The organism is Mucilaginibacter sp., from assembly GCF_028288105.1.
In the GTDB taxonomy this organism is placed as follows: Bacteria; Bacteroidota; Bacteroidia; order Sphingobacteriales; family Sphingobacteriaceae; genus Mucilaginibacter.
In genome coordinates this window covers 1-13,426 of record NZ_JAQBOI010000261.1, presented here as the reverse complement: position 1 = coordinate 13,426, position 13,426 = coordinate 1, and the positions used below count along the sequence as shown (strand labels likewise).

The 13,426-nt window shown below is 41.5% G+C and carries 9 protein-coding genes; 7 read left to right on the top strand and 2 right to left on the bottom strand.

From position 1 onward, the window contains the following. Nucleotides 1–49: 49 nt before the first annotated feature. Nucleotides 50–700 (top strand): HD domain-containing protein, encoded by a 651-nt coding sequence (locus JWQ85_RS17655; protein WP_299470326.1) that lies wholly within the window; start codon nt 50–52, stop codon nt 698–700. Nucleotides 701–750: 50 nt separating this feature from the next. On the opposite strand, the gene JWQ85_RS17650 is transcribed toward JWQ85_RS17655, so the two are convergent. Then, complete coding sequence (locus JWQ85_RS17650) at nt 751–1,671, bottom strand: heme-binding protein (RefSeq protein WP_299470325.1); 921 nt, start codon at nt 1,669–1,671, stop codon at nt 751–753. Between the two features lie 240 nt (nt 1,672–1,911). Between JWQ85_RS17650 and JWQ85_RS17645 the strand changes: the two genes are divergently transcribed. The 6 genes from JWQ85_RS17645 to JWQ85_RS17620 all read left to right on the top strand — a co-directional run bounded on the left by JWQ85_RS17645 (nt 1,912) and on the right by JWQ85_RS17620 (nt 12,071). Then, nucleotides 1,912–2,973 carry a UDP-glucose--hexose-1-phosphate uridylyltransferase gene (locus JWQ85_RS17645; RefSeq protein WP_299470324.1) on the top strand — a complete coding sequence of 354 codons (1,062 nt, stop codon included), beginning with the start codon at nt 1,912–1,914 and terminating at the stop codon, nt 2,971–2,973. Nucleotides 2,974–3,152: 179 nt separating this feature from the next. Beyond that, nucleotides 3,153–4,790: a DUF6377 domain-containing protein gene (locus JWQ85_RS17640; RefSeq protein ID WP_299470323.1), complete on the top strand. Its 1,638-nt coding sequence runs from the start codon at nt 3,153–3,155 to the stop codon at nt 4,788–4,790. Between the two features lie 304 nt (nt 4,791–5,094). Next, a complete protein-coding gene (locus tag JWQ85_RS17635; protein WP_299470322.1) occupies nt 5,095–8,043 on the top strand; it encodes a TonB-dependent receptor in 2,949 nt (982 codons plus the stop codon). Between the two features lie 13 nt (nt 8,044–8,056). Next, on the top strand, nt 8,057–9,547 hold the full coding sequence (locus tag JWQ85_RS17630; RefSeq protein ID WP_299470321.1) for a RagB/SusD family nutrient uptake outer membrane protein: 1,491 nt from the start codon (nt 8,057–8,059) through the stop codon (nt 9,545–9,547). A gap of 12 nt (nt 9,548–9,559) precedes the next feature. Then, nucleotides 9,560–10,645 carry a SusE domain-containing protein gene (locus tag JWQ85_RS17625; RefSeq protein ID WP_299470320.1) on the top strand — a complete coding sequence of 362 codons (1,086 nt, stop codon included), beginning with the start codon at nt 9,560–9,562 and terminating at the stop codon, nt 10,643–10,645. Nucleotides 10,646–10,688: 43 nt separating this feature from the next. Continuing rightward, nucleotides 10,689–12,071, top strand: coding sequence for an alpha-amylase family glycosyl hydrolase (locus JWQ85_RS17620; RefSeq protein WP_299470319.1), 1,383 nt, complete (start codon nt 10,689–10,691; stop codon nt 12,069–12,071). Between the two features lie 57 nt (nt 12,072–12,128). On the opposite strand, the gene JWQ85_RS17615 is transcribed toward JWQ85_RS17620, so the two are convergent. After that, on the bottom strand, nt 12,129–13,426 hold a 1,298-nt coding region (locus JWQ85_RS17615; protein WP_299470318.1), incomplete at its 5' end, for a cell wall metabolism sensor histidine kinase WalK.

Genomic DNA, 13,426 nt, shown 5'->3' with positions numbered 1-13,426 from the left:
CATTCCATCAGTTGCCTGACAAACCTACTTTTGATAAAAAAATAATCAAATGTCTGTTAGCAAATTAAAATCTGTAGCCGGGATAATTATCCCCGATAGTACATTAGCCAACCAAGCAACTGAACTTTTACTGGAACATGGAACGGAATTTATTTATAATCACTCGTTAAGGGTTTTTCTATTCTCATCACTCAATGGTAAGCGCAATAAGTCGATATACGACCCCGAATTGCTGTATGTGAGTTCTATATTTCATGATCTTGGGTTAACGCCTAAGTACAGCAGCCTTGATAAACGTTTTGAAGTAGATGGCGCTAATGCCGCAAGGGATTTTCTGAAAAGCCATGGCATAGCCCAGGAATCGATAAGATTAGTGTGGGATACCATTGCCCTGCATACCACCATTGGCATTGCCGAACATAAAGAAGCCGAAGTAGCACTCATGTATAGCGGGGTTGGGCTTGATGTTATGGGCGAAGGTTATGAAAACCTTAGCGAAGAAAATCGAGAGGAGATTATAGCTGCTTTTCCAAGAAACGATTTTAAGAACAAGATCATCCCGACATTCTTCTCGGGCTTTGAACATAAAACAGAAACTACGTTTGGTAACATCAAAGCTGATGTATGTGCTTTTATGATACCTAATTTCCATCGCAAAAACTTTTGTGATTGTATTTTACATTCCCCCTGGAGTGAGTAAACAAAAGCGACGGAATTATCTTCCGTCGCTTTTTGTATTTGGTTAACAAATTAGTTTTGTTTACGTAATGTGTTTACATTAATGTGCGGCCACATGATGGTGCCTTCCAGTCCGCTAAATTTCGGAATAAAATTCAGATCAGCCTGTTGTGAGTATTGCAATTGTTTAAACTTAGTACCATCGGCCAGCGTAACGTCCTCTATCCAATAGGTTGATACAAACCGGGTTGGGTCAACAGTTTGCTGTACAAACGGAATATTTACTATAGCGCCGCCTTTAACAAGCGTATCAACAGTAATGGTGGTTACATTTCCAATATTTTGGCCTTCAATCGCATTACGCAGAGCAGCATTTGGGTCTTTGGTATCAAACTGTGCCGGAGGAAAGGCGGTATGGGTATACTGATCCAGATAACCCCTAAGTGGTGGGGTGCCAAAGTCAATAGGGTGCCCCTCTACCGGTGGAATAACCGGTGTCCCGGTAGATGTTACTGCATCGCCTAAAGCTACAACAACATCGCCATGCGGTATACTTGCCTGGCGGGCTAATGTGTAAAAATGATCGGTCGCTGCCGCTTTAAAAAGGTCATCCCTTTTATCCGGCTGTTTTTGTACATCGGCCATGTATAACCACATGCCATTTTCCAGGTGTAGAACACCTTCGGTAGCATTATCAGTTATGGTAAGGTCATACGTTAATCCGGTAATAAACTGCATGTCTTCGCCGCCACGGTTTGGTACCGGTGCCCCAATAGGGGTAAAGGTTATTGTTTCCGAGTAATTTTGTATGAGCAGTTTAAAGCTTTTGATCTCACCTAAATTTGATGGGACAGCTATCATATTCCATCCGGTGTTGCCGCGCCATGTGCCTACAAGATCGGCAAGGGGGCCAAGTTTGTCGGCTATTTCCTGTTGGGAGCCGCTAAGTCGTACAAAGCCCTTAGGTAGGGCCTGCGAATTGTCTGTCATCATTGTGATAAGTATTAAGGTTGTTTTCGTAGCCTAAGCTACAATTAATGAAAAATATAATTAAAGATATTTAAACCCTTTTTTGTAGCTGAAATTAGCTGAAACAGGAGATCAACTAATTTTGATATTACAGCAAAATTAGCCGGACCCTACGGAAGGATCCGGCTGTTATTTATAAATCATTAGCAATAAATTCATCTATTTTTTGTGTGGTTTCTTTTATTTACCGATACTTGAGGACATATGGATTTTATAGAAGATACGTTTAAATTAAGCGAGCACACACATAAGCGATACAATATTTTAACAGGAGAGTGGGTATTGGTAGCACCCCATCGCACTAAAAGGCCATGGCAAGGTAAAGTTGAAGCCGAAGCAGTTAATAACCGACCAGAGTATGACCCAGCCTGTTATTTATGCCCCGGCAACAAAAGATCTGATGGGAGCCAGAACCCTGCATATACAAAGAGTTATAGTTTTACTAACGATTTTTCATCATTGCTGGAAGATACACCTGTAGGCAAAACGGATATAGGTGGGTTACTTAAAGCCGAAAGCCAAAGTGGGATCTGTAAGGTTATCAGCTTTTCGCCAAGGCATGACCTGACATTGCCCGAATTAAATTTGACAGAGCTGGCTGGTGTAATTGATATGTGGGTAACAGAATACAGGGAACTTTCTCAGCATTCATTCATCAAATACATACAAATATTTGAAAATAAGGGTGATATAATGGGATGCAGCAATCCACATCCGCACGGACAGATATGGGCGCAAAGCAGTGTGCCGGTTGAAGTAGAGAAGGAAACGCTAAAACAAAAAGAACATTACCTTAAAAACGGATCGGGTTTATTGGCCGATTATTTGAAGATTGAACTTGAGCAACAGGAACGGGTTGTTTTTGAGAATGAGGATTTTGTAGCTTTGGTACCTTTTTGGGCAATTTGGCCTTATGAAACTATGCTGATAAGTAAAAGGCATGTTAAAGATATAACAGAGTTTACCAATCAGGAAAAAGTATCGCTTGCCGGAGCGCTTAAAAAGTTGACAACTCTTTATGATAACCTTTTTAAAACCTCATTCCCTTATTCGGCAGGGATGCACCAGGCACCTGTAAATGATGGTGAGCACCCGGAATGGCACTGGCATATGCATTTTTATCCGCCTTTGCTAAGATCAGCAACAGTTAAAAAATTCATGGTTGGATATGAGCTTTTAGCCAATGCCCAGCGTGATATCACCCCCGAATTTGCAGCAGCGCAATTAAGGCAGCAGTCAGACATACATTACAAAACACAGGCATAATTAGTTAGAGGATTTAAACCGGCTTATAGTCGGTTTAAATCCTTACTAATATTGCCCCTTAAAATTACTATTTTGCAGTACCAATTATTGCAAGTTAGTAGTTAATGAGAACCCGCGGCCAATACAAATTTATATTAAGTTGTTGCAGCATTTTGCTTGCGTTGTTAACGCAGGTAAACTTGGTAAAGGCGGCCGATAATATTGATAGCCTACAAAAAGTTCTGAATAAGATACTGGATAATAAGATCCGGAATAATCAGGCAAAGTTCGCCGATATAGAAAAGATCAAACGGGAACTAAAAACAAATTATTCCTCATTAACATCACGCTATAATAATTACCAAAGGTTGTTTGATGCCTACAAATCCTTCGTGCACGATTCTGCCTATGTGTATTGCAAAAAACTTAATGAATGTGCTTATCAGCTAAAAGATCAGAATAAGATCAATTACGCTAAGGTAGATATGGGTTTCGTGCTGATATCTGCCGGGATGTTCAAAGAGGGATTAGACACTTTAAGCAAAGTAAATACCCGTTATCTGAATAAACAGCAACGGTTTGAATACTTATTCCTGCAGGCCCGCAGCCATTTTGACCTCGGCGATTTTGACCGTATAAATGACTATTACAGTCATTATAGCGCTATTGGCCTTCGTTATTGCGATTCGATAATACAAGCACATAAGCCGGATACTTATGAATATTTATCGGCAGAAGGTTTAAAAACGTTACGTACCAGTAATTACAAAGCAGCCTTGCCTACTTACATGAAAATAATGAAGCTACCGCAAACCTACCAGGATAGCGCCATAAACCTTAGTTGTTTAAGCTGGATCTATTTTAGTACCGGCAAAAGTGATTTGGGCATGCAGCTTTTGTTTAAAGCTGCTATTATTGATAATACACACTCTACAAAAGAATCGGTAGCGTTAACTAATTTGGCCACCCGTTTATATGAGCAAGGCGATACAAAGAATGCTTTCTTATATATCCATAATGCCATAAACGATGCCACTTTTTACGGTGCCCGCCATCGCGAAGCTCAAATAAGCAGCATATTGCCAATTATCGAGAATGAAAAGATAAACGGTATTGAGAAGCAAAAGCGTTCACTAATGATCTACGCTTCTATTATCACATCTTTAATTGTGGTGGTGATCATTTTCGCGGTTATTACCTCGAGGCAGTTGAAGAAACTACGTATTGCCGATGAAATAATTGTTAAAAAGAACAATGACCTTAACACAGCAAACGAATCGCTGATTAAGGTTAACCAAACGCTTGATAAAGCCAACCGGTCCTTAACGCACATCAACATTAAGCTGGATGAGGCTAACATGATAAAGGACGAGTATATAGGTAACTTCTTTAATATCCACTCGGATTATATAGAGAAAATAGACCGCCTTAAACGCTCGATAGAAAAGATCGTGAAAGAGAAACGTTATGATGAAGTGCAGCTTGTATTGAACCGGTTAAACACCAATTTTGAACGCGAGAACCTGTCTCACAGTTTTGATAAGGTATTCCTGAATATCTTCCCCAATTTTGTGGAGGATTTTAATACTTTATTTGATGCCGATCACCAAACGCACCTTGCCGAAAACCAATTGCTGAATAACGAGCTGCGCATTTTCGCGCTGATACGTTTAGGTATTGACGAGAACGAATCCATCGCCAAAATTCTTAACTACTCAGTTAACACCATCTATACTTATAAAACCAAGGTGAAGAATCGCTCCTTTATCCCGAATGATGAATTTGAGGAAAAGATAATGTGTATTAAGGCCGTTAAAGAGCTGCCCATAATAATTTAGTTTGTCTTTTCTAAACACTCCCGCCTTAAATGGCATTTTGCGTTCTGCTTTTTTGTTTAATTAATGCCTCATAGTGTATTAAAACATCTCTTTTTTTAATATTAAGTTTGTAATTATCTATACAAACCTATGACTGTATTTTATTTAATTAATTGATTATCAATTTATTAATTAGAAATGCTTTGCCCTATTTTTAATATTGGGTTTCATGCATATTGTATGTAAACGTAAAGCTCTTTTACTTTGATATTGTTGGCCAGCCTCAACTGCCAACCAATTAATTAAACCAATTAAACCCTTTTAAATGAAACACATTTCCTTATTCAAGTACGGCTTGACCGTGCTTTTCTTTCTTTGTGCTACCCTGACATTTGCACAAAAGTCCCAATTTGCAGGTAAGGTAATTGACGAGAACAACGTGCCTTTACCCGGAGCGGTGATACGTGTAAAAGGGACAGACCAGGCTACAGCTACCGATGCTAATGGTGCTTTCCATGTGAACAGTACCCAGCAGGCAATTGTAATAACGGTAAGTTTTATCGGTTACGATGTGGCCGAGAAAAGCATGATCGCTAACCAGCCGTTAACTATCCAGTTATTGCCAAATTCTAAATCATTATCGGAGGTAGTGGTTGTAGGGTACGGTACACAAAAAAAATCTGACTTAACGGGTGCTGTAACTAATTTAGGTACTAAAGACCTTAACCCCGGCCCAATTACCAATCCGCTGCAACAATTAGCGGGCAGGGCAGCGGGTGTTAGTGTTACCCAAACAGGTAGCGAACCGGGCACATCACCAAGTGTGCGGATCCGGGGTATAACTTCGCTTATTGGCGGTAACGACCCATTAGTTGTGGTTGATGGTATACAGGGTAATATGGACCTGCTTAACCAGGTTCCGCCAAGTGAGATCGAATCTGTTGATATCCTGAAAGATGCATCTGCAACGGCTATTTACGGTTCGCGTGGTGCACCGGGTGTTTTGATCATCACAACTAAAAAGAACAAAGCCGGCAGAACAAGTGTGGAGTATAACGCTAACATGTCTGTAGATGCTATCCCAAAAACATTGAAAGTATTAAATGCTGATCAGTGGTGGGAACAAGGCCAGATATATGGTGTGCCGGCATCTGCCAACCATGGTTCCAGTACCAATTGGGTAGATCTGTTAAACCAAACAGGCTCAACCCAAAACCACACTATTGCCTTTGGCGGCGGTGCCGATAAGTTTAACTATCGTGCATCGGTAAGCGCTATATTGCAAACCGGGACGGTAATTAAATCAAATTATAAAAACTACATTGGCCGTATACAGGCAACCCAAAAAGCATTAGATGATAAGTTAACACTTACCATGAATTTGAATAGCGGGGTGAACGATGCAAACTATAGTCCGCCAACTATAGGCAGGGCAGCGTTTACATCAAACCTGTTTAGTAATGCATACGTATCAAGGCCAACAGACCCGGTTTTAAACCCGGATGGCAGCTTTTATAGTGACCCTAATGTATTCCAATACATTAACCCATATGCTGTTACGCAAACTGTTGTTAACAAAACACATGTAGACAATTTATTTGGTAGCTTAAGGGCCGATCTGCAATTGTACAAAGGCTTAACGGCCGGTTGGTTTGGCAGTTGGAGAAGGGTTAATGGTAACACAGGCTATTATTTACCTGCTGCTTCAACAGTTTCTACTGCTATTGATAACCAGGGTATAGCCAATATCAGCAACTACCATCAGGATGAAAAACTGACCGACATCAGCTTAAATTACAAGGTGGATTTTGGTGTACACCATTTAGATGCGGTTGCTGTTTACGAGTATCAGTCGCAAACCTATAATGGTAATTTTGCACAGGCAAAAGGCTTTATAAATGATATTGCAACTTACAATGCATTACAACTCGGCGATCTTTCAAAAGTTACCCCGGGCGATATATCATCCTACAAAAATGACCGTAACCTGGTGTCATTTTTGGGTAGGGTTAACTACTCGTTTAATAACCGTTACCTGTTAACAGCCAGTTTCCGCAGAGATGGTTCATCGGTATTCGGTGCTAACAACAAGTGGGGTAATTTCCCATCGGCATCCTTGGCATGGCGTATAGATCAGGAAGGTTTTATGAAGAACCAAAACCTCTTCAGTACCTTAAAACTGCGTGGCGGTTACGGTGTTACCGGTAACCAGCAAGGTTTGTTTCCGCAAAACTCATTGCAGTTAGTGGGCTATGCAGGTGTAACATACTTTGGTGGTCAATCAATTACCAATTTTGTTATCAGCCAAAATCCAAACGCCGATCTTAAATGGGAAACACGCAAGCAATCCAGTTTAGGCATCGATTTTGGATTTCTTAACGACCGCTTAACCGGTACGGTTGACGTTTATACCGCAACTACCGATAACCTGTTGTTTAATTATACGGTACCTCAGCCGCCATACCCTTACCCTAATATTGTGGCCAACGTAGGTAGTTTGTTAAACCGTGGTTTAGAGGTTTCTTTGGCCTACCAGGTCATAAAAAACAAAAATACCACGTTAACATTGGCGGGTAATGCATCCTTCCTTAAAAATAAGGTGCTTAACCTAAGCGGTTCTATAAACGGCGTACAGTTAAATACCGATTACGTATCATGGGGCTCAAACGCTTACCTCATAAAAGGCAGGCCAATAGGTACTTATAATATTATTAAACACTTAGGTAAAGATGCTACAAACTCAGAAACGGTTGTAGACCAGGATGAAAATGGTATCATTGACCAGGGTAACCAAAGCCCCGACAGGGTTTTTGAAGGCTCGGCATTGCCAACTTATAACTTCGCGTTTACACCCAGCTTTAGCTACAAAAACTTCGATGCATCAATGGTGTGGCGAGGCTCGGGTGGTAATAAAATTTACAATGCTATACGTGCAAACCTAAGCTATTTCGAAAATCTTGGTAAAGCTAACGTGCTGGAAAATGCTATCCCATTGGGCTTGTTTCATTCGCAATACGGAAGCGACCTGTGGTTAGAAGATGGCTCATTTATCCGTTGGGAAAATCTTAATGTTGGTTATCGTATCGATACAAAATCGAAATATATCAGCTCGTTACGCTTATCTCTTACAGGTACAAACTTGCTGCTGATAACCAAGTACTCAGGTATCGACCCAGAGTTGAACGTGAGTGGTAACAACACATCTGGTGTAGATAACGGGATCTATCCGCGTACCCGCACCTTCTCGTTAGGTTTAAATGTAGTGTTAAAATAAATACTTATTCAAGATGAAAAAGATATTAACAAGCATTTTAATTATTGGCCTGGCAGCGCAAAGTTGTACCAAGGTTAATGAAAATGTATATGATAAATATGAGGCCGGAGATTTTTACGCTTCGCCAAAAGGCGCGGATGTTGCTCTTGCCAACGTGTATTCGCAGGTAGGGGGCAACTGGAATGGTGTTGGATATGCTGGTGCCGATAACGGCTGGTATGACTTAAATGCCATGTCGAGCGATGAGCAGGTTATCCCTCACCGTAACACCGGCGATTGGCAGCTTGATTTTGCACAGCTTTACCAGCGCCAATGGCTGCCCAGCATGGGCATTATTAGTAATACCTGGAACTGGCTTTACAAATCTGTTTATACAGCCAACCTTGCGGTAGAGCAGTTGGAGAAAGCAAAGGCCGATGAATCTAAAATTGCAGAAGCAAAGGTACTTCGCGCGTTTTTCTATTATTTGCTGATAGACGATTTTGGTAACGTGCCTTTCTATACCGATAACGACATTACGGTTGATAAACTGCCACAGGCAGATCGTAAAGTAGTGTTCGATTTTATTGTAAAGGAGCTTACCGACAATGTTGATAAACTATCTGAAACCAAAGGCGGCGTTTACTATGGTCGTTTTAACAAATGGGCAGGTTATGCGCTATTGGCTAAGGTTTACCTTAATGCCGAGGTTTATACCGGCACACCAAAATGGACCGAATGCCTTGCCGCTTGTAATAAAATTGCACAGGGTGGCTTTTCGCTGCACCCGGGTGGCGCAAATGGGGCCAGTCCGCTGGGTTACCAGTATTACGAGCTTTTTGGTGATGTTAACCCAACAGACGAAACCATTTTGTCGATGTATGTAACGGTAGATATTGTATCACGTAACATTCTAACTATCCGTAGCCTTAACGGGCCAAATTTCCAGGCATTGTTTGGCTATAGCGGCTGGAACGGATCTATAGTACCTCAGGAGTATTATACCAAGTTTGATGCTAATGATATCCGCAGAAAGCAATTCTTAGTTGGCCCGCAACCGGGTGGCGTTGATTACAGCACTACGGTAACATCACTTGATGCACCGGGTGCCGCGCCCAATGAAGGTGTAAGGGATACCAAATTTGTACCCGCAGTACCAATGAATGGTGGTGGTGCATCAAACGATTTCCCAATTTATCGCTACGCGGATATTATGCTGATGCAAGCCGAATGTAATGTGCGTTTAGGTAACGCGGCTGCTGCGAAACCGTTTATTGACGCGGTTAGGCAACGTGCCGGTTTAGGCGCATTAGCCGCAGCCCCAACGCTTGACAATATTTATGACGAGCGTGGCTTTGAATTGAACTGGGAAGGTCACCGCAGGCAGGATATGATCAGGTTTAACAAATTTACACTGGCGCATGGCTTTGTGCCTGCCGTGGGCGATTTCAGAAAACTGTTTCCTATACCTACCGGCGCGCTTGATGCGAACAAAAATTTAAAACAAAACCCAGGTTATAATTAATTCATCAGGATCATGAAAAAAATATTAAATCTCGCTATAATTCTGGTTGCCTGTTTAGCTTTTGGATGTAAGAAGGAGGCTAATTTAACGGTGCTGAAAACGGTGCCTTTTAGTACGGGTTCAAGCAACCTTAGTGCTTCAACTGCAGCAGTAACGCTTTCAAAGGCTAATGATACCACATCGGTTATTACCTTTTTTTGGCCAGCGGTTGAGTATACCATTAAGGCATCAGTAACTTATACTCTGCAAATTGATGTACCTGCAGATACGGTTGGTACCAGCGCATGGGGGAATGCCAAGAGTATCACTATAGGTAACGATGTGCTAAGCAAATCGTACTTAGGTAGAGACTTGAACACACTTGCTACCGATATGGGTATAGCCCCGGGTACCGAAGGTGCTTTGGTAGTAAGGGTACAATCATACCAGGATCAGTATGCTTACAGCAAACCAATTGTTGTAAAAGTAACACCATATCAGCCGGTTGCAACTTATCCATTGTTGTACATTCCGGGCAACTATCAGGGATGGAGCCCCGGTACGGCAACAACAGCTGCGGCCTTAAAGCCAAAAATCTACGAGGCCTATGTGTATATGCCTGCGGCAGATAATTACTACTTTAAGTTTACCACCGCGCAAGATTGGGATCACATCAATTATGGTGATGGCGGCAACGGTGCAATCACTACCGATGGTTTGGCAGGTGGTTTAATTTCGCCGGGACCGGGTTATATACAAGTATCAATTAACTTGAATACCAATACGTGGTCGGCAGTGCGAACTACATGGTCAATATTGGGTGATGCGTCGCCGGGTGGTTGGAATACCGATACACAGCTTACCTACGATCCCGCTAAGCAAGTATGGTCTGTAACCTGTGATATGAAAAAAGACGGCTCATTCAAATTTAGGGCTAATAATGCATGGGTTATAGATTTTGGTGTAAATGCCGATGGTAACCTTGCTTACGCAGATAGCCCTGTATTTGGTTACGATGGAGCGGTAGGCAATATCACCGTACCATCAGACGGTAATTATACCATTACGCTTGATCTGCACGATCCGTCAAACTACAATTATAAACTCAAGAAAAATTAATTCATAAGGCGGTGCATGCCACCGCCTTATTTAATTTGAAATTATGAAATTAAAACCAACACTAATGAAGCTGCTGCTTATTTCACTCGTAACCATTTTCAGTTTTTGTAAAAAGGATAGCAATAACAATGTTAAAACCGACCCGGTTTACGCGCAATATGGAACACCATATGCCAACGTACCTAACACAACCGATGCCATTATTTATCAGGTAAACCTGCGCGCTTTTAGTAACAACCACGATTTTAAAAGTGTTACAGCAAAGCTTGATGATATAAAAAGCCTTGGCGTAAACGTAGTTTACCTGATGCCAGTTTACCCGGTAGGGGTAGTGAAGTCGGCAGGCGGATTAGGTTCACCTTATTCTGTTAAAGATTACAAATCTGTTAATACGGAATTTGGTACTATGGAAGACCTAAAAGCACTTGTAAACGCCGCCCATTCAAAAGGGATGGCTGTTATACTCGATTGGGTTGCTAACCACACCTCGTGGGATAACGCATGGACGGCAAATAAAAGCTGGTACAAACTGGATGCTAATGGCAACTTTACACCACCAACGGGCACCAACTGGGCAGATGTAATAGCGCTTGATTACACCAATAAAGATATGCGTGCCGCGATGATAGACGCCATGAAATACTGGGTTTACAATGCAAATATCGATGGTTACCGTTGTGATGCCGCTGATTTTGTTCCGCTTGATTTTTGGAAGCAGGCAAATGATGCCATGAAGAGCATTAAAAGCCACAAACTATTAATGCTTGCCGAAGGTACCCGCGCAGATCATTTTCAGGCGGGTTTCCAAATGGTTTATGGCATGGGTTATTACGCAGATCTTAAGAACAAGATATTTGATAATTCAAACTCGCTTACGCTTTTACAAAACTTAAATACAAGTGAATATGCAAGCGCGCTGCCGGGTTCGCAAGTGGTTAGGTACACCACCAATCACGATGTTTACCTGAGCGATGGCAGCCCTGTAAATATTTATGGTGGCAAAACCGGCTCCATGGCAGCATTCCTGGTTACGGCTTATATGAAAGGGGTGCCAATGATTTACAACGGGCAGGAAGTAGGTACTACCCAAAAGATAGATTTCTTTTACAATACGCCGATAGATTGGTCAACCAACCCGGATATGACGGCCGAATATAAGAGTATTCTTAATTTTAGGGCTGGTAGTGATGCCGTTAAAACGGGTAACCTTAGCGTTTACAGCAGCGATGATGTAGCCGTATTTACAAAATCAAACGATAAGCAAAAGGTGTTGGTTATAGCCAATATGCGTAATAAAAATGCGACTTATACCATACCACCAGCCCTTGCAGGCGCGGGTTGGAAAAACGCTTTTAGTAATGTAACTGTGGCTTTAAACGGCCAGTTGTATTTGCAACCATACCAGCACATGGTGTTAACACAATAAGTTTTTGGTTAATTTATATTTGGTTAGCCCCGTAAACATGTTTACGGGGCTTTTTGCTTATGATAAAGGGAGTGTGAACCAAAAACTACTTCCTTTATTAATTTCGCTATCCACGCCAATTTGCCCGCCAAGTTTTTTGATGATCTCGGCACAAATGTATAAGCCTAAACCCAAGCCAGAGTACTGAGTGCCGCTTTTATCAACCCGGTAATACCTGTCAAATAAATGAGGTATCATATCTGGCGCTATGCCCGGCCCTTTATCATTAACTGATACCCGAACCATCTTACCCGCTTTTTCGATATTGATAAGTATCTCTTTTGATTGTGGGGCATATTTGATAGCATTGTTTACAAAATTGACCAGTATTTGTTCAATTCTACCCGCATCGGCATACACCTCAAGTGTTTTATCACCTTCGGTTTTTATAGTAAATATCCCTTCGGCGCGTACGTGATGGCAACAGCCATCAATAACATCACTAATAACAAAATGGGTTTTGTGTAAATGCAGCTGGCCTTGGTTTAGCTTGCTTACGTTCAGCAGGTCTTCTACAAGGCTGCTTATCTTTTCCATGCTTTTGTTGGCAACAGCTATTAATTTGGGTAGCATTACCGATGTAGGGTTATCCTTCAGCTTATCTAATATTTGCAATGATGCCTTTAAGCTGGTTATGGGCGTTTTTAACTCATGGCTGGCAATGCTTATAAATTCATCCTTTTTCTTTAATAATTCTTTAGTAGCCTCGTCCAGTAATTTTTGAGCGGTAATATCCAGCAGCGTTCCTATAAACCGCACTGCCTCACCTTGCTCATTAAAATAAGCACTGCCTTTAGCCTTAAGCCATTTTATTTTTTCATTAATAGCTACGGTACGGTAATCAATATTAAACTGACCTGAATTTACATCTTTTAAGGTTTCGCAAATGCTGGTTTCCACCCGCTCCCGGTCGTCAGGGTGTATCATTTCAAAAAACGAGGTTATATCAATATTGCCTGCGGTTGGGAAATTGAATATTTCTTTACAGCGTTTGTCGCATATTAACTCTTTAGTTTTGGGGTTATAATCCCAGGTACCTAAACCTGCTGATTCCACTGCGAATTTTAAGCGTTCTTTGCTTTCACTCAGTAAGCGTTCTACCTCTGCCAGGCCCTTTTCAACTTTACGCTTCGCGGTAACATCTTCCATGGATAGCAAAATGAGTTTTTCGCCATTAAGGTTATCAATTTCGCGGGCATTAAGACAGAGGTTAATTTCTCCTAATTCGGAAAAAGTTTGGGTTATTTCCACATCAGCCAGTTCTTTTTTGGCAGGAAGCACTTTTTCTAATAACTCCCTTAATTGAGGTTTATCCC